17 protein-coding genes and 1 tRNA gene are annotated in these 19,601 nt (G+C 62.9%); 7 read left to right on the forward strand and 11 right to left on the reverse strand.

The window, feature by feature from the left end; translation table 11 throughout:
* Positions 1 to 32: 32 nt before the first annotated feature.
* The gene (locus I6F31_RS15615; RefSeq protein WP_225185680.1) at positions 33 to 1,247 is read left to right on the forward strand and encodes an ABC transporter substrate-binding protein; all 1,215 of its coding nucleotides are present in this window, start codon (positions 33 to 35) and stop codon (positions 1,245 to 1,247) included.
* Between the two features lie 127 nt (positions 1,248 to 1,374).
* Here the strand turns inward: I6F31_RS15615 and I6F31_RS15620 are convergent, their stop codons facing one another.
* Positions 1,375 to 2,349, reverse strand: a complete 975-nt coding sequence (locus I6F31_RS15620; RefSeq protein WP_225185681.1) for a TAXI family TRAP transporter solute-binding subunit — start codon at positions 2,347 to 2,349, stop codon at positions 1,375 to 1,377.
* Between the two features lie 106 nt (positions 2,350 to 2,455).
* On the opposite strand from I6F31_RS15620, the gene I6F31_RS15625 reads away from it, so the two are divergent.
* Complete coding sequence (locus I6F31_RS15625) at positions 2,456 to 3,430, forward strand: tripartite tricarboxylate transporter substrate binding protein (RefSeq protein ID WP_036011464.1); 975 nt, start codon at positions 2,456 to 2,458, stop codon at positions 3,428 to 3,430.
* A 335-nt stretch (positions 3,431 to 3,765) separates the two neighbouring features.
* A tRNA-Ile gene (locus I6F31_RS15630) sits at positions 3,766 to 3,841 on the forward strand.
* Between the two features lie 229 nt (positions 3,842 to 4,070).
* Here the strand turns inward: I6F31_RS15630 and I6F31_RS15635 are convergent.
* The 9 genes from I6F31_RS15635 to I6F31_RS15675 form a co-directional block, all read right to left on the reverse strand.
* Positions 4,071 to 4,706, reverse strand: a complete 636-nt coding sequence (locus tag I6F31_RS15635) for a response regulator transcription factor (RefSeq protein ID WP_036035698.1) — start codon at positions 4,704 to 4,706, stop codon at positions 4,071 to 4,073.
* Between the two features lie 164 nt (positions 4,707 to 4,870).
* The gene (locus I6F31_RS15640; RefSeq protein WP_225185682.1) at positions 4,871 to 5,503 is read right to left on the reverse strand and encodes a response regulator transcription factor; all 633 of its coding nucleotides are present in this window, start codon (positions 5,501 to 5,503) and stop codon (positions 4,871 to 4,873) included.
* A 59-nt stretch (positions 5,504 to 5,562) separates the two neighbouring features.
* Positions 5,563 to 6,768, reverse strand: a complete 1,206-nt coding sequence (locus I6F31_RS15645) for an ATP-binding protein (protein WP_225185683.1) — start codon at positions 6,766 to 6,768, stop codon at positions 5,563 to 5,565.
* Between the two features lie 350 nt (positions 6,769 to 7,118).
* On the reverse strand, positions 7,119 to 7,346 hold the full coding sequence (locus tag I6F31_RS15650) for a hypothetical protein (protein WP_141697668.1): 228 nt from the start codon (positions 7,344 to 7,346) through the stop codon (positions 7,119 to 7,121).
* A gap of 34 nt (positions 7,347 to 7,380) precedes the next feature.
* Positions 7,381 to 8,217 (reverse strand): outer membrane beta-barrel protein, encoded by an 837-nt coding sequence (locus I6F31_RS15655; protein WP_225140397.1) that lies wholly within the window; start codon positions 8,215 to 8,217, stop codon positions 7,381 to 7,383.
* A gap of 118 nt (positions 8,218 to 8,335) precedes the next feature.
* Complete coding sequence (gene arcA, locus I6F31_RS15660; protein ID WP_225185684.1) at positions 8,336 to 9,598, reverse strand: arginine deiminase; 1,263 nt, start codon at positions 9,596 to 9,598, stop codon at positions 8,336 to 8,338.
* A 26-nt stretch (positions 9,599 to 9,624) separates the two neighbouring features.
* Positions 9,625 to 11,058 carry a basic amino acid/polyamine antiporter gene (locus tag I6F31_RS15665; protein ID WP_036011479.1) on the reverse strand — a complete coding sequence of 478 codons (1,434 nt, stop codon included), beginning with the start codon at positions 11,056 to 11,058 and terminating at the stop codon, positions 9,625 to 9,627.
* Positions 11,059 to 11,202: 144 nt separating this feature from the next.
* Entirely contained in the window at positions 11,203 to 14,271 is a 3,069-nt protein-coding gene (locus I6F31_RS15670) for an efflux RND transporter permease subunit (protein ID WP_225185685.1), read from the reverse strand.
* Entirely contained in the window at positions 14,268 to 15,344 is a 1,077-nt protein-coding gene (locus I6F31_RS15675; protein ID WP_225147717.1) for an efflux RND transporter periplasmic adaptor subunit, read from the reverse strand. Before I6F31_RS15675 ends, I6F31_RS15670 begins: the two co-directional genes overlap by 4 nt.
* Before the next feature lie 709 nt (positions 15,345 to 16,053).
* Here I6F31_RS15675 and I6F31_RS15685 point away from each other — a divergent pair.
* Positions 16,054 to 16,557, forward strand: coding sequence for a DUF1269 domain-containing protein (locus I6F31_RS15685; RefSeq protein ID WP_225112298.1), 504 nt, complete (start codon positions 16,054 to 16,056; stop codon positions 16,555 to 16,557).
* Positions 16,558 to 16,575: 18 nt separating this feature from the next.
* Here I6F31_RS15685 and I6F31_RS15690 read toward each other — a convergent pair whose 3' ends face one another.
* A complete protein-coding gene (locus I6F31_RS15690) occupies positions 16,576 to 17,286 on the reverse strand; it encodes a Bax inhibitor-1/YccA family protein (RefSeq protein WP_225185686.1) in 711 nt (236 codons plus the stop codon).
* A gap of 238 nt (positions 17,287 to 17,524) precedes the next feature.
* Here I6F31_RS15690 and I6F31_RS15695 point away from each other — a divergent pair, with 238 nt between their 5' ends.
* From I6F31_RS15695 to I6F31_RS15705, 3 genes are all read left to right on the forward strand, one after another.
* Complete coding sequence (locus I6F31_RS15695; protein ID WP_225112296.1) at positions 17,525 to 17,755, forward strand: hypothetical protein; 231 nt, start codon at positions 17,525 to 17,527, stop codon at positions 17,753 to 17,755.
* A 128-nt stretch (positions 17,756 to 17,883) separates the two neighbouring features.
* Positions 17,884 to 19,323, forward strand: coding sequence for a basic amino acid/polyamine antiporter (locus I6F31_RS15700; RefSeq protein ID WP_225185687.1), 1,440 nt, complete (start codon positions 17,884 to 17,886; stop codon positions 19,321 to 19,323).
* A 29-nt stretch (positions 19,324 to 19,352) separates the two neighbouring features.
* On the forward strand, positions 19,353 to 19,598 hold the full coding sequence (locus tag I6F31_RS15705) for a hypothetical protein (RefSeq protein ID WP_225144724.1): 246 nt from the start codon (positions 19,353 to 19,355) through the stop codon (positions 19,596 to 19,598).
* The last annotated feature ends 3 nt before the right edge of the window (positions 19,599 to 19,601 follow it).

Genomic DNA, 19,601 nt, shown 5'->3' on the forward strand with positions numbered 1-19,601 from the left:
CCGGCCAATGAGCCGGATCAGGGAGGACGAGCGTGAACCCAATCAGACTTGGAGTGCCCGTCGCGGCCGCCTTGCTGGCGACCCTGCTGTCCGGCGCGGCGTCGGCGCAGGTTTCCGACGACGTCGTCAAGATCGGCGTGCTCACCGACATGAACGGCCCGGCCTCGGCGCCGACCGGCCAGGGCTCGGTGACCGCGGCGCAAATGGCGATCGACGATTTCGGCGGCAAGGTGCTCGGCAAGCCGATCAGCGTCGTGATCGGCGACCACCAACTCAAGGCCGACATCGGCGCTTCGCTGGCGCGGCGCTGGTTCGACGTCGAGCAGGTCGATCTGATCGTGGACGTGCCCGTCTCGGCGGTCGGGCTCGCGGTGCAGACCATCGCCAACGAGAAGAAGCGGCTGTTCATCACCCACTCCACCGGCACCGCGGACTTCCACGGCAAGTTCTGCTCGCCTTACGCGATCCAATGGGTGTTCGACACCCGCGCGCTCGCGGTCGGCACCGCGGACGCCGTGGTCAAGCGCGGCGGCGACAGCTGGTTCTTCATCACCGACGATTACGCCTTCGGCCATTCGCTGGAGCGCGACGCTTCCGCCGTCGTCACCGCCAATGGCGGCAAGGTGCTGGGCTCGGTGCGGCCGCCGCTGGCAACACCCGATCTCTCCTCCTTCGTGCTGCAGGCGCAGGCCTCCAAGGCCAAGATCATCGGCATTGCCGCCGGTCCCCCCAACAACATGAACGAGATCAAGACCGGCGCCGAGTTCGGCGTGTTCAAGGGCGGCCAGCAGATGGCGGCGCTGCTCGCGCTGATCACCGACATCCACGGCATCGGCCTGCAGGCGGCGCAAGGCCTGCTGCTGACCACCTCGTTCTACTGGGACATGGACGACAAGACGCGCGAATGGTCGAAGCGCTATTTCGCCAAGATGAACCGGATGCCGTCGATGTGGCAGGCCGGCGTCTATTCCAGCGTGATGCACTATCTCAACGCCATCCAGGAGACCGGCAGCGACGATCCGCTGAAAGTGGCGGCCAAGATGCGCGAGAAGCCGATCGAGGATTTCTTCGCCCGCAACGGCAAGCTGCGCGAAGACAATCTGATGGTGCACGATCTCTGGCTGGTGCAGGTGAAGACGCCGGAGGAGAGCAAATATCCGTGGGACTATTACAAGATCCTCACGACTATTTCCGGCGACAAGGCGTTCGGCCCGCCGGACCCGGCCTGTCCGCTGGTGAAGAAGTGACGTAGCGAGACACGCGCAATTCGTCGTGCCCGGGCTTGACCCGGGCATCCACGTCTTTCCTCAATCGCGGTGACGCGTGGATGGCCGGGTCAAGCCCGGCCATGACGGCTGGGGGTGCAGGGGCGCCCTATTTCACCACCCCGATCTCGCGGAAGTACTTTGTCACGCCCGGATGAATCAGCTCCGGCCTCGGCGCGGCCGCGACCGTGTTCGCGGCGGTGGTCTCGCAGGCCTGGGCGAGCTTCTTGCAGAACGTCGCCTCATTGCCGTGCAGCGTCTTGGCGAGGCGGTAGGCGACGTCGTCGGGCAGATCCTCGAGCGTGAGGATGAAGCTCCAGGAACCGAGCGAGGCGATCGGCTCGGTCTGCTTCGGGTAGGAGCCGGCCGGCACGGTCAGCGGCTTGAGGAACGCATGTTTGGCGCGGATGCGGGCGATCTCGTCCGCACTCGGCGCGATGAAGCGCGCGCCTGATGCGCTCGCGGCGACCGCGGCAAAGCCGGGCCAGCCGATGCCGGCGCCCCAGAGCGCAGCGACGCGGCCGTCCTCGACCATCGCGGGGCCGTCGCCGGCGCGGTCGAGATAGACAGCCTTGAAGTCCTCGTCCTGCTTGAGGCCGAGACCATCGAGTACATAGCGCGCCAGGATCGGCAGGCCGGAGCCCCTGGCACCGAATGCGACGGGCTGACCGACGAGATCGCGGATGGTCGTGTAGGGGCTGTCGGCGCGCACCACGAACATGCCGGGGTTGGAATAGATCGCGGTGAGGATCTTCAGCGCTACCTTCGCACGGCCGATGCCGGCGAAAGCCTCGTAGGCCGGCTCGCCCGCAACCAGTGCGAGATCGAGCTCACCCTTCTCCAAGAGGGGGATGTTCTCGTTGCTGCCCTTGGTGTTGCGCGGGACGATGATGAGTTGCGGATCGGCCGCGTTCATTACCTCCGCGAAGGCGTTGCCATAGAGCGGGAAGCCGCCGCCGGGCGTGGCCGTTCCCAAGCTGAGCGTCGAGCTGATGGTCGTGGTCGGAATGGCCGTGCCTCCGGTTTGGGCGGCGGCGGGGCTGGCGAGCAGCGCCGCACTGATGAGGATCGTCGCGAATCTCATGGTCGTCCCTGGCGGAGCTGCGTCAACACCGACTTGCGGCGAAGTAGGCAGCCGCCGGTTTTTGTGAAAGCATGCAGCCAACGACAATAGAACAATGGGAGGTGTCATGTTGCGAATTTTGCGTAAGAGTGTTTTCGGGCTCGCAGTCCTGTTGGGTCTTTTCAGCGCCGCCCCTCCCGCCGCCGCCGCATACCCCGACCGTCCGGTGCACTGGCTGATCGGCTTTTCCCCCGGCGGCCCGGTCGACATCGTGGCGCGGATCATGGCGCAGTGGCTGTCGGAGCGGCTCGGCCAGCAATTCATCGTCGAGAACCGCACCGGCTCCGGCGGCAACATCGCAGCGGCCGCCGCGATCAACGCCCCGCCGGACGGCTACACGCTGCTGTTCGTCGCGCCCAACAACGCGATCTCGACCTCGCTCTACAAGAAGCTGCCGTTCGACTTTTTGCGCGACACCGTGCCGGTGGCCAGCATCATGCAGCTCACCAACATGCTGGTCGTCTCCAACGCGTTCCCGCCGAAGTCGGTCAAGGAGTTCATCGACTACTGCAAGGCCAATCCCGGCAAGATCTCCTATGCCTCCTCCGGCAACGGCACCTCGGTGCACATGTCGGCCGAGCTGTTCAAGGTGATGACGAAGTGCGACATGTTGCACGTGCCCTATCGCGGCTCGGCCGTCGCCTTCCCCGACATCATCTCCAACAAGGTGCAGCTGATCTTCGACAATCTGCCCTCGGCGATGGAGCAGGTGAAGGGCGGCAACGTCCGCGCGCTCGGCGTGACCTCGCCGCAGCGCTGGCCGAGCGTGCCCGACGTGCCCGCGATCGCCGAGACCGTGCCGGGCTTCGAATCGGTTGGCTTCTACGGCATCTCCGCGCCGAAGGGCACTCCGCCTGAGGTGATCGAGATCCTCAACAAAGCCGTCGGCGAAGCGCTGAAGGACCCGAAGCTGGTGGCAAAGCTCGCCGAGACTGGCGGCATCCCCAAGCCGATGACGCCGGCCGAGTTCGGCAAGCTGGTCGCGGACGAGACCGCGAAGTGGCGCAAGGTGGTCGAGTTCGCCGGGGTCTCGGTGGACTAGGCAGCGGCCGTGCCGCCGAGCGCAGCCGCACATGTTCGAGGGGGCCAACAGGCCCCCTCAAACAAATTGCGAAAACAACCCCATGCACAGTAGACGAGACCAGTGTTTTCAATGGGTTACCGCCCACGTCGAAAAAACCTGCGAAAACGCGGTTTGCTTCGTCGGGCAAAACAGGGTTATACAGGCATCATCGCCAATTTCGGTTATTCGAAATTTATCAATGATGCCGTGCCGGCGTTCCCATCCACCAGCGCCAGCATTGCACCCCCGCCTCAGGCCCTGTAAACGAACCGCGCACCGTTGCCGGCCGCGCTACCTGCGGCCGCCTCGCGGCGGGGCCTGTAGCTCAATGGTTAGAGCCGGCCGCTCATAACGGTCTGGTTGCAGGTTCGAGTCCTGCCGGGCCCACCACGCTTCGCCCTTCGGGCTACGCGCGGCCCAGCCAAGCGGAGAACGAGGGGCGAAGCGCGGTGTCGTAGCCGGAGCGCAGCGGAAGCAAAGACGGACTGGCGCGGCAAGCTTCGGCTCGGCAAGCCAACGCCACACATCAAAGTAAGCATGCGAAGGTATTTCTCGCGTCCGTTCACTCGACGGTGCACTCTCGATCTTTCGCGAGCAGCCGAAAGCGCTCCCCGCTCGTTCAAGGTGAAACCAGCCGCTTGCGGACAGCATACCGAACCAGCTCGGCGGTGGAGGACATCCTGAGCTTGCGCATGGCCGAGGCGCGGTGGGTCTCGACCGTCTTGACGCTCAGATTCAGGATCGCGCTTATCGACCTGTTGGTGTGCCCCTCTGCGATCAGCTGGACCACGCTCTCCTCGCGCGAGGTCAGCAGCATGTCGGCCCGGTTCTGCTTGTTCGCCTGGTAGTCGCGGAGCAGCTTCTCCAGCAGAACACTCGTGAAGTAGGGTCTGCCGTCGAGCAGCGCTTCGACCGCGGAAATGAGATGGTTGCGAGCGTCGGACTTGAACAGGAAGCCGCGGATTCCGGCCAGAATGGCCTCTGTCAGCAACTCCTCGCTTTCATGCATCGTGAGGATAAGCACCTCGGTTTGAACGTGAAGCGCTCTGAGGCGGCGGCTGACCTCCAGGCCGTTGATGATCGGCATGGAATAATCGACGATCACGATGTCTGGCCTGGTTTCCAGCGCAAGCGTGACCGCCTGCTCACCATTGGTCGCCTCGCCGCTCACGATCCAGTTGGACCGCGTTTCAACAATCGCACGAAGTCCGGAACGCACGATTTCATGGTCGTCCGCAATCAAGATGCGTTTCACGGGTCGTTCCCGTTTGCCTACCCTCGGCCAAGCCAAGTGGACTAGAGCGGTCATCGGCCGTCAGGTCGAACGATCATACGGCGTCCCACAAGAACGGTTATCCAGCAAAACCCTGAGAGATGCGGGCGAAGGTACTGACAGCCACGGATCGCCACGGCTTGCGATCAGGCCTCGACGAGTCCGCTCCGCACCGCGTATCGCACGAGGCCCGCCGTCGAGTTTACCTCCAGCTTGCGCATCGCCGCTGCACGATGTGCCTCCGTCGTCTTAACGCTCAGGTCGAGGATCGCGCTAATCCCCTTGTTGCTGTAGCCCTCGGCAACCAGCTTGACGACGAGCTGCTCGCGCGAGGTCAGCCCATGGTGGTGTCGTTCGCCGTGGGGGCCCGGCCCGCCGTCGTATTCGATAATGCTATTCGTACAGAAGAACGGCCTGTGCATCAGCAGCGACTCGACAGCCGCCAGCAGCAGCTTGTTCGCATCAGACTTCACCAAGAAAGCGCGGGCGCCGGCCTCGAACGCCTGCTGCGCTATCAGGCCCGAATTGTGCACGGTGAAGATCAGGATCTCGGTTTGCAACCGATAGTCCCTCATACGCCGCGCCACCTCCACGCCGGTCATCCTCGGCATCGAGAAGTCCAGGATGGCGACGTGGGGCTGGCTCTGGATCGCCGCGGCGACCGCTTTGCCTCCGTCAGCGGCCTCGGCCACCACTTCCCAGTCCGCCCGCTGCTCGAGCACCGCCCGCAAACCCGACCGCACCGCTTCATGATCGTCGGCTATGAGGATACGTTTCATGCCGCACACTCCATGTCTTTGACGGCGTTCGGGTCGCGCTTTCGACCCGCCGCCGCTGGCTAGTGTTCTTTCGCTGATCGTGTGCCGGTCGCTGGCCTCGTATTGATCGTGGTCCTTCGTCGATTGCGTCCATTCACTGCAAGGACGTGCGGGAAGACCGCGGACAGAACGGTGCCGGAGTGCGGTGCCATCCCGTTGGACTGGATGGCGAGCGTACCTCCCATCCCGTGCAGCCTCGCTCGCATCGCGGGAATTCCGACACCGCTCGACAGCGTCTTGGTGCCCGGCCTGCCGGGGTTGGGAAAACCGCGTCCATTGTCGCTGATCGTCAACTGGAAACGTCTGTCGACAACATCCAGGACGATCGCCACCTCCGTCGCTCTTGCGTGACGGAAGACGTTCGTCAGGGCCTCCTGAACGACGCGCAGCAGCGAGCGCTTGGCCTCATGAGGCAGCCGATCGACCTCCGGCACGATATTCACCCTCACGTGCAACGAGGTGCGCGCCGCGAACCCTTCCGCGTAGCCTTCGATCGTGGCCTTCAATCCGTCACCCGTCAGATCCCGCGGATGCAGCAGATAGGCAAAAGCTCGGAGCTCCCGGAGCGCTTCATCGATCGACCCGTCGATTTCGTCGCAGAGCCGTTCGGCAGCTTGTGTGCCGTCAAGCTGGCCGCGGATCCGCATGAGGCCGAGACCCGCGGCAATCAGATGCTGGCATGTCGAATCGTGGAGATCGGAAGCGATCCGCTGCTGAATGCTCTCCTGAAGCGACAGCAGGCCAGCTTCGACATCCAGCCCGTTCCCCCATGTGGTGGGGTCCTCGAAGCGAACGTCGCGCGCCTCGCGATGGCAGCCGATCAACCGGACGACACCGCGGGTCGCGGGATCCAGGATCGGCGTGACCGTCGTTTCCTTCGTGCGGGATGAACCACCAAACGCCAGCCGCTGCCGGATCCTGATCTCAGCCTTCTCCGCGAGGCTCGCCCGAAGTGCTTCGCAGACAGATCTCGCGTCATCCGCGCTCAGGCAATCGGATACATCCATGTCGAGCACGTCTCGCGACGATACGCCGAGCCGGGACTCGAATGCCGGATTGATGCTCTCGTAGACGAAATGTCCGCAAAAGGAGGGGCGCGCGACGAAGAGGAGATCTGCAGAAGAGTTCCAGTAAAGCTCCTCGGTCGATGGTTGCAAACCTACGCGCAGCCAGCGCTTGGGACTGGTTTGCCTCGACTCTCTGGCGGGGGAGCCATGTGGCTTCACTGTACTACTCACTCTATTCCGGCGACTCCCGATATTGGCCACGACGACAATAGCGGGGTCTCTCCCCACCCTGCCGGCGAGAAATCCTCCACCGAATTCGGAATAGCGCACCTGCGGGGTCAATCAACTATACACCCAGCGAACCGCTCATTCAACATGAGGTAGTATTCGTGAGGGATTGAAATCTTGGCCTTCGTCAAGGGCCGCCGAATCTCAAATCCGATGCAATAGAGAGTAAAAATGGCGATGCGCGGCGAACGAGCCCGAATGGCATCGTCGCGCCGCCATTCCGTGGTCGCCGGGCGTCCTCCACCGTTCCCCCGCCTAATGCGCTGACAGGTTCGCCAGGGCTATCGGCTACTGCTCGTGTCCGACTTCTTCTTTCTGGTCGCCTTCGCGGGCGGTGCCGCCGGGGCCGGCGCAATTGCGAGCGGGTGAGATGGTTGCTCCAGACGGCGCGTCGCGGCATCATCCCGAAGTGCATCGGTATCGAGTCGATGGCTACGATCGACCGCATCGCGAGGATCGGCCAGCACGACCGTCGTCATCATGCTTGAGATGATGAGGCAGGTCAGCATTAGAAGGCGTCTTGCCGGCATCTCTCGAGCACCTCTAAAAGGCAAAGTCCAGGCGAGGCCCGATCCGAACGTCCCTGTATCGCCGCAGCGGGACGTTCGAGGTTCGTGCCTCGTAGAGCACGGTCGTCGTGAGCGACACGTTGTTGGCGACGTTGTACTTCAGGCCGAGGTCAACCGAATAGAGCTGATCCTGGCGACCGGTATTGAGTCCATCGGTGAACCAATAGGCTTCGAACAGGGGCGTACTGACGATCGACCATCTGGGATCGAGCTTGACCTCGATTCCGAGCACGGCGTCAAAGCGCCAGCGGCGCGCCTCGGCCAGATCGGAGAAACGGTAGGTCAAAAGCACTAGTGGCGAGAACGTCGCGTTGCCAACGCGGAAATCGCGCGCGACTGAGCCCATCACGTCGTGGGACGTGAAGGCGAGATCGCGGTAGATGCCATCGAAATCATATCGATTTTCGTAAATGCCAGACAAGCGCCAGCCGTCCCAGTTCTCGGTCAGACGCGCGCCCATACGCGCGACGGCGAAATTGCCGTCCTTTTCCCGCGAAAAGGCTTCGTATTGAGCCCGCGCATAGAGCCGGTATGACAGATCGTTGGTGAGGTTCCCGTCGAGCCTGACGCTCACGTCTGGCGCGTAATAGACGTCGGACCTGCGGTTATCGCGGGTGAAGAGCGCATTGTCGGTGAAAGTCGGCGAGATGGAACCAACGACGCTCCAGGATGGGGCTTGGTAATAAGGAACCGCGTAGGAGGATGTAGCGGCTCCGCTCGATTTGAAGTCGGTGAGATCGAGGTCCGCCGCCCAAGCCGTACTACTGCCGAGCAGTGCGGCAACCGGCAGAAAAGATCCAGACGGTCGCATAGGTCCCCTCCGATGCTGCAGCCGGACACCGGGATTCGTGTCACACTGCGCGCCGATTGTGGCGTGTTAATGTTCAGATGATAAATCACAGGTTGATCTGGGTCGATTCCTCCGCCGGCTAGTAGTCGACCGGATCTCTGGTAATCGGGCAGGTCATGCAGTGACCGCCGCCTCGGCCACGTCCGAGCTCCGCGCCGACGATGGTGATCACTTCGATTCCCTCCTTGCGCAGCAGCGTATTGGTGTAGGTGTTGCGATCGTAGGCGAAGACGACGCCTGGGGAGGCGCAGACCAGATTGGCACCGCTGTCCCACTGAGTTCGCTCTCGCAGATAGGCGTTGCCGCCGGTCTCCACGACGCGGAGCTTCTTGAGGCCGAGCGCTTCAGCTACGACGTCCACGAAAGGCTTCTCGTCCTTCCGCAACTCGATACCAGCGGAATTATCCGTCGGCCGGTAGGAGTACGCCGTGATGTTATTGACGATATCGGGGTAAAGCAGCACGCAATCCCGATCGGCGAACGTGAAGACCGTGTCGAGATGCATCGCCGCGCGGAGCTTGGGCATGGCCGCCACAATGACGCGCTCGGCAGCCTTTCTCCTGAAAAGAGCGGCAGCAAGCTGACTGATCGCCTGTCTCGATGTCCGCTCGCTCAATCCGATCAGGACATTGCCCTTCCCGATCGGCATCACATCGCCACCTTCCAGAGTGGCAAGGCCGTGATCCTGAGTCGGATCGCCCCACCAGACGTGGACCTTGCCGGCGAAATCCGGATGGAACTTGTAAATGGCGGCGGCGAGGATCGGCTCCTCGTGACGCGCCGGCCAGAACAGCGAATTCAACGTTACGCCGCCATAGATCCAGCAGGTGGTATCGCGCGTGTACAGCGTGTTCGGAAGTGGCGGCAGCAGATACTCGGTCATGCCGGCCGCCTCCCGGATCAACCGGAGCATTTCACCGCCATGTGCGTCGGGGAAATCGTGGGTCGACAATCCGCCGATCAGGGTTTCCGCCAGCGCGCGGGGGGCGAGGCTTTCCAGATAGCCGCGGAGCTCGTCAATCAGGCCGAGACCGACCTGGTTTGGGACCACCTGATTGTCGAGGATCCATCGCCTCGCCTCCGGGATGGCGACGGTGTCCGCGAGCAGATTGTGCATCTCGACGACCTCGATGCCGCGGTCGCGCATCTTCTGCACGAAGTCGAAATGGTCGCGCTTGGCATTGTCGACCCACAGGACGTCATCGAACAGCAGCGTGTCGCAATTGGTCGGAGTGAGACGCTGGTGAGCGCGGCCCGGCGAGCAGACCATTACCTTGCGCAACTGACCGACTTCCGAATGAACGCCAAAAGGAAGCGCTCCGTTTGATGTCTGTTGTGTCATGAGCGCAACCTCCGCAATCGATCCGCCTAGATCGTGATGTAGCCGGTGGCGAGGCCGTGAATGCCGACGGCCGCGCCGATCGCAGCCACGATGAAGATGCCCCACTCCACCGGTGCAAAAATCCGCGCCTTCTGTTGGACCCGCGCCCAGACATACAGCGCCGTGCCGGGCACGTAGAGCAGCGCGGATAGCAGCAGGTATTTCATTCCCGCCGCGTAGATCAGGAAGAGTGTGTAGATGACGGCGATGCCGGTGAAGATCAGGTCTCGTCTGTGCTCGCCCGCGCTCTTCTCGTACGTCTCGCCGCGCTTCACCAGCAGCAATCCGTAGGCGGCGACCAGGAAGAACGGAATGAGGTTCATGACGCTCGTGAGATTGAGCATCAGCGAGAAGGCATCCCGGGACCAATATGTGCTGATGACGAAGAGCTGCACCACGATATTGGTCAGCCAGAGCGCGGCGGCCGGCACCTTGTTGGCGTTCTCGGTACCGAACACGCGCGGCATGTCCCGGGTTCGACCGGCCGCCGAAAGCACCTCGGCGCAGATCAGCGACCAGGCGAGATAGGCGCCGAGCACCGAGACCAGGAGCCCGATGCTGACGAAGACGGCACCCCAATGTCCGACCACTGCCTCCAGCACCGTGGCCATTGACGGTTGCCGCATGTCTGCAATCTCCGCACGCGGCAGCACGGCATAAGGCAGCATGGTGACGAGCACCATCAGGCTCGTGACGACCAGGAAGCCCATGATCGTCGCCGCGCCGACGTCGGACCGCTCCTTGGCGTAGCGGGAATAGACGCTGGCCCCCTCGATCCCGAGAAAGACGAACACCGTGACCAGCATGGTCGCGCGGATCTGCTCGAAGAGTCCCGTGTCCGGCATGCCCTCGCCGCCCCAGAAGTTGGCACGGAACAGGTCGGCCTTGAAGGCAAGGATCAGGATGACGATGAAGATCAGGATCGGCACGATCTTGGCGATGGTGACGATCGTATTGATCGCGGCGGCCTGCTGCACCCCGCGCAGGATCATGAAGTGGAACAGCCAGATCCCGATCGAGGCTACGACGATCGCGATGACCGTATTGCCGTCGCCGAACACGGGAAAGAACGCGCCCAGGGTCGATTTGATGAGGACCCAGTAGGACACGTTGCCGATGCAACTTCCCATCCAGTAACCGAGCGCCGACAGGAAGCCGGGATAGTCGCCAAAGCCCTCTTTCGCATAGGCATAAACACCGGCATCCAGACCAGGCTTGCGCTCGGCCAGAGACTGGAACACGCGCGCCATAGTGTACATGCCACCGCCTGCGATGCACCAGGCGAGGATGGCGCCGAAGGGACCGGTTGCGGTGCCGAAGGTTCTGGGCAGCGAGAAGATGCCGGAGCCGACCATGGAGCCGACGACCATTCCCGTCAGCGCGAACAATGAGAGCTTCTGGGCCGATGTCGTCGCAGTCATTGAATGGCCTCGAAGAGCGAGCGAAGACCGACGCCGTCACCGATGTCTCGAACGATGCGTTGCCGACCTCCTCATTTCGAGATCGAACCATGCGCCGTGGCCTCGGCCCGGCCCATCAGGTGATTACCTAGTCGCTGCCCGGGATTACCCTCGCGCCGGGCTGGAAGCATCGGAAGCTGGCGCCATTTCTTTCCCGCCGAACCAGGCGACATACAAGGTCGGCAGCAGCACCAGAGTTAGAACGGTTGCGACGAGCAGGCCGCCCATGATCGCAAAGGCCATCGGCCCCCAGAAGACGGTCGGCGCTATCGGGATCATGCCGAGTACGGTTGAGACGGCCGTCAGCATGATCGGACGAAAGCGGGAGCTGCTTGCATCCACTGCCGCCTGCCAGGGCCCCTTCCCTTGCAAGCGCTCCGCCTCGATTTGCCCGATCAGGATCACCGCGTTCTTGCTAATCATGCCAAGCAGCGCCAACACGCCGAGGATGGCGACGAAGCCCAGCGGCCGCCCGGACACGAGCAGCGCCGCGACGACGCCGATCAGGCCGAGCGGCGCGACGCTAACGACCATCAATAATCGCGGGAAGCTCTGCAGCTGCACCATCAGCACCGTAAACATGACGAACAACATCATCGGTACGACTGCCATCACGGACGACCTCGAATTTCGGCTCTCCTCCACCGTGCCGCCGGCCACGACATCGTAGGAACGCGGCAGAGTGGCCTTCAGCTTGGCGATAGCGGGAGCCAGCCGATTGACCACCGTCTCCGGCGGCATCTCGTCGGGAACGGCGGCCCGCACCGTCAGGGTCGGCATGCGATCGCGCCGCCAGATCAGCGGAAACTCCTGACCGTATTCAAAGGTGGCAAACTGGCTCAGCGGAACGGTCTGCCCTCCCGGGATCGGCACCTGCAGCGTCCGCAAGCTCGGCAGCGAGACGCGCTGCTCGTCCGTTGCGCGGGCCAGCACATCGACAAGGTAGATATCGTCCCGCACCTGGGTCACGGGCAGGCCGGAGATCACGGTGTTCAGAACGATTGAGATCGCCTGCGAGCTCAGGCCGAGACGGCGCGCCTCATCCTGGTTGACGCGAACGCGGATCTGGCGATCCGGCTCCATCCAGTCGAAATTGAGGCTCTTGGCCCTCGGATCGGAGCCGACGATCCGCGCGACTTCGACCGCGATGTCACGCACGAGCTCCACGTCGGGACCGCTGACGCGATACTGCAGCGGCCATCCCACGGGGGGACCGAGCCCAAGCGGCGAAACCGAGGAGATCGCGTTCGGGAATTCTTCCACAAGGAACCGTTCCAGCTTGGCATGAAGGCGCTCGCGTGCCCCGACGTCTTTGGCCACAACGACCGCCTGGGTGAAGAAGTCATTCGGCAGCTCGACGCTGAGCGGCAGATAGAAGCGGATCGCACCGCGCCCGACATTGGTACTCCAATGACCAACGTCGGGATCACCGGTCAGTACTTGATCGAGGCGCTTGGCCGCCGCCTCGCTGGCGTAAATCGATGCATTCTGCGGCAGGCCGATGTCCACGAGAAGTTCCGGCCGGTCGGACGATGGAAAGAATTGCTGCGGAACCAGCGGAAGCGCGAGCACGGAAGCGAGAAAAAGCGCAACCGTCGCGCCGATCGTCAGCCATTTGGCGCGGATCGCCAGGACCAGAAAGCGCCGGTACAAGCGAAAAGCCATTCCCGGCGCATCGGCTGTGGTCTTGGGCGGCGCGAGGATAGCGACGCCGAGCAGCGGCGTGAAGATGACGGCGACGAACCACGACGCCAGGAGAGCGATCGTAACCACCACAAACAGCGAGAACGTGTATTCGCCGGCCGCGCTGGCTGCAAAGCCCACCGGAATGAACCCGGCGATCGTTACGAGTGTGCCCGTGAGCATGGCGACTGCATGCGTGCGAAAGGCGTAGGCCGCGGCCGCGATCTTGCCGTCGCCCAGCGCCAACCGATTAAGCGTGGCGTCCGTCGTCGTCATGGCGTCGTCGACCAGCAGCGCGAGCGCGATGATGAGAGCGCCGAGGGAAATTCGCTGCATATCGATGCGAAGAAACTCCATCGTCGGGAACACGATCGCAAGCGTGAGCGGAATAGCCAGTGCGATGATGAGGCCCGGCCGAACGCCGAGGCTGATGAAGCTCACGACGAGGATGATCGCGATCGCCTGCACCAGCGAGGTCATGAACTCGCGGATCGCTTTGTCCACCACGACGGCCTGGTCGGCCACGAGGCTCGGTTCGATTCCGATCGGCAGATCGGCCGTGATCTCTGCCATCGCCGCCTTGATGTTCCTGCCGAGAACGAGAATATCGCCGCCCTCGCGCATCGCGATCGCGAGCCCGATCGCTGGACGACCGCCGACCCGGAACAGCGGTTGCGGCGGATCGGCATAGCCTCGCCGTACCGTCGCGAGATCGCTCAGACGTAGCGTGCGACCGCCCGCGCTGAAGTTGATGTCGGCAATGTCCTGCTCCGACTGGAACGCCCCGGACACCCGAAACGAAATTCGCTCGGTCCCGGTCTGGATGGTGCCGGCCGGGCTCACGATATTCTGTGCCTGCAGGGCGGCGATCAGAGCCGTGCGATCGACCCCGAGACTTGCGAGTTGCCGTTTCGAGAACTCGACGAAGATCACTTCGTCCTGCGCACCCAGCAGTTCGATCTTCGCGACATCGGGCACGTCTAGAAGACGCGAGCGGACCGCCTCGACCCGGTCACGCAGCTCGCGCTGGGTAAATCCATCACTGGTGAATCCATAGATGATCCCGAACGTGTCGCCGAAATCGTCATTGAACGCTGGCCCCACGATGCCCGCCGGCAGCGTGTGACGGATGTCCCCGATGGATTTCCTCACCTGGTACCAGGTATCGGAGACGTCCCTTGCGTTGGCGCTCCCCTTCAAGTTCACGAAGATAGTGGTGAGACCGGCCCGAGTGAAGCTGCGCAGGAAGTCCAGATGTGGCGTCTCTTGCAACCGCCGCTCGAGCCGTTCGGTCACCTGCTTCATCGTCTCTTCGGCCGTCGCTCCAGGCCAGGCCGCTTGAACAACCATAGTCCTGATGGTGAATGCAGGATCTTCGTTCCGGCCCAGCCGCAGATAGGACAGCACGCCGGCGACGACGGCGGCAATCATCAGATAAATGACGAGCGAGCGGCGCCCGAGCGCCCATTCCGAGAGGTTGAGCCCGGTCATGGCTCCGACCCAAGGACGCGCACCCGCTGACCCGGATGAAGTGCCTGGACGCCCGCGGTCACCACGACCTCGCCTATGTCCAAACCTTGCGAGATGATCACCTGCGCCTGATCGAACCTCAAGACGTCGACATTGCGGATGGCGACCGTCTTCGTCGCGGGATCCAGGATCCAGACCGCCGGCTGGCGATTCATCCTGGTCAGCGCCGTTGCCGGAATGTCGATCATTGGTCCGGCGCTCATCTCGACGCGCCCCGTGACAGTCGCCCCCAGCCGCATCGCGGCAGGGGGATCGCGAAGTCCTATCTTGATCTCAAAGGTTCGCGTGACCGGATTGGCCTGCGCGGCAACCTGCCGGATACGCCCTTCCGCAGTCACCGCTGGATCGTCGGTCAGACTGACGCTCACCTGCAGATTGGACGGTGCCGCGCGGACGAATTGAGCCGGCATGTCGAAGACCGCGTCTCGGCCATCCTGCCGCGCGATCCGCGCAATCGTCTGTCCGGCCTGGACGACCTCTCCGGCGGCGGGCCCCGTTTCGGTTATCTTGCCCGGTGCATCGGCCCGCAGCTCGGTGAAGCTGACCTGGTCGTGGGCGGAATTCAACTGAGCTTCGGCCATTTCAACATTCGATTGCGCAGTCTGTTGCGCCTGCGTCGCGGCCTCGAAGTTGGCGCGCGTGGTCCATCCCTGCGCCAACAGAGTCTGCTGGCGTTCGAAATGATTGCGTGCCTGAGTGAGCTGGCCCTGAGCTGCGGCAAGAGCGGCCTGCGCCTGCCGCAACGCGCTGAGTTGGTCCTGCGATTCAAGCTGCGCCAACAGCTGGCCGGCCTCGACGCGCTCACCGAGCCGGATGTCGCTCGAGTGCAGCCGACCGGAAATTCGAAATGCCAGATTCACTTCGTCTTCGGCTTCGATGCGGCCGGAAAATGTGAGGGGCGTGAGTTGATCCCGCTTCTCGACTGTCATGGTGCGGACGGGACGCGCCGGCGCCGGAAGGGAGTCCGTCGCCGCCTCCCTCTCACAGGCGACCAGCAACAGCGCAGAAACCCCTGCAACAAGCGTCGTACTCATTGACCGCAGCTGCATGAATTGACCCATCCGTGCCGCTGAGGATTTTGCGGAGAATTCATCCCGCTTGTATCGGTAAATCTACTGAGCATCCGCGGGTGCAATCGTGAACGAACATCCGGCGGAGCCGAAAGATTCCGGCAGCGAAGTCAGGCGATCACCCGACAGCCCAAGCGCGCAGACGGTGCATAAGCCTGCAGCTGCCGCCGTTGCGGCGCATGCGACCCCTTCGTCAAAGCCGCGGCGGGTTTGACGAGCCTGCGATCCGCGGCTCGACGTGATTGCTCAACGACAAGGAGAAACCAAGATGACAAAGCTGGCTTTGCTCTCCGCTGCCGTCTTCATTGCGCTCAGTGCCATGGGCTCGTGGACGCCAGGACAAGCGCAGGATCTGGCATGGTGCAGAAAGTTCAGGGGAACGCTGACCTGTATGTATGACACTCGTGCCCAATGCCGCGCGTCGGTGAGCGGGCGGTCCGGCACCTGCGTCCCGAATCCGCGCCGCTAGATGCCGCAATTGATCGCCGAGGTCGCATCGATCGGGCGGCGCCAGCAATTTCACTTTGCGCCGCCCCTTCGGGACGCAGTCTACAGCGTCCAATCTCATTCGGAACATTCCCCACCGGGACCGAGGGTTTTCTCCGATCCCCTGAGGCAGCTCTCGCGCGGTAGCTTCCTCGGGTCCGCTTGCATGCTCCAACGGGAGGTCTTCATGTCCGATCTGGTCGCCATCGTATATCCGTCCGAGGCGAAGGCCGAGGAAGTGCGTCAGCGATTGCTCAAGCTGCAGAAGGAGTATCTGATCACGATCAGTGACGCCGTGATCGCCGTAAAGACGGACCAGGGCAGCATCAAGCTCAACCAACTCGTCAACACGACCGCCATGGGCGCGGTGACGGGAAGCTTCTGGGGCCTTTTAATCGGTGTCCTCTTTCTCAATCCGATCCTCGGAGTTGCCGTAGGCGCAGCGTCGGGTGCGCTCGGCGGCGCTCTTTCGGACGTCGGCATCGACGATGCCTTTATGAAGGGTCTCTCCGCCAGCCTTCAGCCCGGCAACGCCGCCCTGTTCGTCCTGATCAAGCACATGACCGCCGACAAGGTGATTAAGGAGATCAAGGACGCGGGCGGCGTCGTACTCAAGACCTCCCTCGACGAGACGAAGGAAAAGGCGTTGCGCGATGCCCTCGCCAGCACGGTGGAGCGGCCGGCGGCCTGAGCCGCCGCCCTTCCCTTCTCAACGGCGGCCGCCCGCAAGACGCAGCAGCATCAGGAACAGGTTGAGGAAATTGAGATAGAGCGACAGCGCGGCAAGGACCGACTTTCGCCCCGAAGCGGTTTGGTCATCCGCGCTGTCGTACATCGCCTTGATCCGCTGCGTATCATAGGCCGTCAAGCCGGCAAACACGCCGACTCCTACGATCGAGATCAGCCAGTCGAGCGCAGTCGACCACAGGAACAGGTTGACGACGCTCGCGAAGATGATCCCAATCAGCCCCATCAACAGGAAGGTACCCAGTCCCGAAAGGTCGCGCCGGGTCGTGTAGCCGAAGATGCTGAGCCCGCCGAACATTGCAGCAGCGATCACGAAGACGCGGGTTATCGACGAACTGGTGTAGATGTGTAGTAGGATCGAGAGCGAGATACCGACCAGGGCAGCATAGAAGAAGAACAGCAGGCGCGCAGTTGGCACCGACAATGTCTCGATGCGCGAGCTGAGAAAGAACACCAACCCAAGCGGCGCCAGGATGAAAACCCACATCAGCGGGCTCTGCAGCAGCGCGGGGCCGGTGACCTGATAGGTCAGGCCGGCGGCGACGGCGGTCAGGGCGACACCCGCGGCCATGTAGCCATAGATCCGCAACATGTACTGGCGCAGTCCGGCATCCACGGTGATCCGGCCGCCGACGACGTCTGTCGCCGCCAAGTTCTGATCGAGATTCGACATCGCATCCTCCTGTGCAGCCCCCTAAAGCGCGACCACGCTAGGCTCTGCTTCGACGGAACAACATCGGACAATCACCCGAAGACATCAGGTGAAAACCACTCTTGCCCGAATGGGGACGGCATGGCGCTGATTGCCGATCCGTAAGACTGGAACCTGCTTCGGGGTCGTAAGACTTTTGACTGAGGCACCTTGCGCTTTTGTCACTGGAGACCGGAGGCGCAATGACCTAACCGGAGGCATGCGCTTCTTCTTCCATATCACCGATCGCTACGGCGTCTCGCCCGACACGATCGGATGCGATCTTAGCGAGCAGGATGCGGCCGTCCTACATGCCAGGCGCCTGGCCGCCGAACTCGCCAAGTCCGGCGAGTTCTTCCGTGGCAGCGTCGTGCTGGTCGCGCGGGATACGTTGCCGACGTCCTGGCACAAGGGCGGGGACGACACCACCGCTTCCCGTGGCGATATCTGAATCGGCGGCCACCGATTTCCTGCCTCTCTTCCTACAGACAATCCCTGATGTGCGCACGCGGGAGGCGGCTCTAAGGTTCCGGGAGGGAGGCCGCGAATGCAGCCGCCTCGGATCGGAAGGCATCCATCATGGCTGCTTCGACAAGCGAGGCCGATCAGAAGCTTTCGCGCAATGCGCTGATCGCCCTGGTGATCGGGTCGATGGTCGGCTCCGGCATCTTCGCATTGCCGGCTCAGTTCGGGCGCACCACCGGCGCTTTGGGAGCGATCATTGCCTGGATGATTGCTGGCACCGGCATGCTGACTCTGGCCTTCGTGTTCCAATCGCTATCCCGGCGCAAGCCGGAGCTCGATGCGGGCATCTACGCCTATGCCAAAGCCGGTTTCGGTGACTACATCGGCTTTGCGTCCGCCGCCGGCTACTGGATCGGCTGTTGTCTAGCCGACGTCGCCTGCCTCATCCTGATCAAGGCCACGCTCGGCCAATTCTTCCCCGTGTTCGGCGACGGCACCACGCCGGTAGCCATCGCTTCGGCCTCCGTGCTGCTTTGGAGCGTCCATATTCTGGTGCTGCGCGGCATCAAGGGGGCTGCCGCGCTCAACATGGTCACAACTTTCGCGAAGATCATCCCCATCGTGCTGTTCATCGTGGTGGCTGCGGCCGCCCTGAACCGCGGGCTTTTCTCCGACAATTTCTGGGGAACGACCGAGCCCGACGCCGGGCAGGTGTTGAGCCAGGTCCGCAGCACGATGCTGCTCACGGTGTTCGTCTTCGTCGGCATCGAGGGCGCGAGCGTGTATTCGCGTTACGCACGAAGGCGCGACGACATCGGTATCGCGGCGGTCACCGGCTTTCTGACCGTTCTCTGCCTTCTCGTGCTCGTGACACTCCTGTCCTACGGCATCCTGCCGCGGAGCGGGCTCGCGGACCTGCCGACACCATCGATGGCAGGCGTGATGGAGGCCATGGTCGGCCGCTGGGGCGGTGTATTCATCAGTATCGCATTGCTGATCTCGATCCTCGGCAATTACCTGTCATGGTCCCTCCTTGCGGCCGAGATCCTGCACTCAGCGGCCATTCAGCGCACGATGCCGGCCTTTCTGGCGCGCGAGAACGTTCACAAGGTCCCTGTCGGCGCGCTCTGGCTCACCAACTGCGTGATACAGGCGTTGCTTCTTGTGAGTTGGTTCGCCGAATATGCCTTCACGCTCGCCCTCAAGATGACGAGCGCAATGACACTGGTCCCGTATTTCCTCGTGGCGGCTTACGGCCTGAAGCTCGCATGGACTGGTGAGGCTTATGCTTCCGGCGAGCGCGCCCGCACCAGCGAGGGGATCTTCGCGGCTGTCGCGACGCTCTACGCGGCGGGAATGATCTACGCCGGCGGGGCGAAATTTCTCCTGCTGTCCGCGATCCTCTACGCGCCGGGAACGCTGCTGTTCCTGATCGCCAAGCGCGAACGCAAGGAGCGGCTTTTCAGGCCGGTCGAGTCCGTCCTGTTCGGCGCGGTGGCCATCGCCGCGGGGATCGGAATCTACGGCCTGGCTGTCGGAGCCATCGCGATCTGACCGATGTCGCTGACCGCATGGAGGCGAGTATGAAGATGTGGATCAACTATCGTACCCTGTTCCTCACCGCAGTCGTAGCCGCCACTCTGCCGTCAAGCATTTCCCCGGCTCAGCCGAAGGACGATACCCTGGCCGCGCCGAAGCAAACCGGCACGGCCGCCCCGGGCGATGCGAGGCCCAACATCAACACCAACACGAATCCATTCAAGCATCGCTATTGGCGTCATCGCGGCGGCAAGCATCCGCATTTTGGCAGCCGCCGCGTTCGCTCGTGAGGC

This window comes from Bradyrhizobium sp. NBAIM01, assembly GCF_020194115.1.
GTDB lineage: Bacteria > Pseudomonadota > Alphaproteobacteria > Rhizobiales > Xanthobacteraceae > Bradyrhizobium > Bradyrhizobium yuanmingense.

Bases quoted from the DNA above. Each gene is read 5' to 3' on its own strand.
- I6F31_RS15655 (WP_225140397.1), bottom strand. From the start codon at position 8,217: ATGCGACCGTCTGGATCTTTTCTGCCGGTTGCCGCACTGCTCGGCAGT.
- I6F31_RS15665 (WP_036011479.1), bottom strand. From the start codon at position 11,058: ATGACTGCGACGACATCGGCCCAGAAGCTCTCATTGTTCGCGCTGACG.
- I6F31_RS15705 (WP_225144724.1), top strand. From the start codon at position 19,353: ATGAAGATGTGGATCAACTATCGTACCCTGTTCCTCACCGCAGTCGTA.
- I6F31_RS15620 (WP_225185681.1), bottom strand. From the start codon at position 2,349: ATGAGATTCGCGACGATCCTCATCAGTGCGGCGCTGCTCGCCAGCCCC.
- I6F31_RS15650 (WP_141697668.1), bottom strand. From the start codon at position 7,346: ATGCTGACCTGCCTCATCATCTCAAGCATGATGACGACGGTCGTGCTG.
- I6F31_RS15670 (WP_225185685.1), bottom strand. From the start codon at position 14,271: ATGACCGGGCTCAACCTCTCGGAATGGGCGCTCGGGCGCCGCTCGCTC.
- I6F31_RS15685 (WP_225112298.1), top strand. From the start codon at position 16,054: ATGTCCGATCTGGTCGCCATCGTATATCCGTCCGAGGCGAAGGCCGAG.
- I6F31_RS15640 (WP_225185682.1), bottom strand. From the start codon at position 5,503: ATGAAACGTATCCTCATAGCCGACGATCATGAAGCGGTGCGGTCGGGT.
- I6F31_RS15690 (WP_225185686.1), bottom strand. From the start codon at position 17,286: ATGTCGAATCTCGATCAGAACTTGGCGGCGACAGACGTCGTCGGCGGC.
- I6F31_RS15695 (WP_225112296.1), top strand. From the start codon at position 17,525: ATGCGCTTCTTCTTCCATATCACCGATCGCTACGGCGTCTCGCCCGAC.
- I6F31_RS15700 (WP_225185687.1), top strand. From the start codon at position 17,884: ATGGCTGCTTCGACAAGCGAGGCCGATCAGAAGCTTTCGCGCAATGCG.
- I6F31_RS15625 (WP_036011464.1), top strand. From the start codon at position 2,456: ATGTTGCGAATTTTGCGTAAGAGTGTTTTCGGGCTCGCAGTCCTGTTG.
- I6F31_RS15675 (WP_225147717.1), bottom strand. From the start codon at position 15,344: ATGAGTACGACGCTTGTTGCAGGGGTTTCTGCGCTGTTGCTGGTCGCC.
- arcA (WP_225185684.1), bottom strand. From the start codon at position 9,598: ATGACACAACAGACATCAAACGGAGCGCTTCCTTTTGGCGTTCATTCG.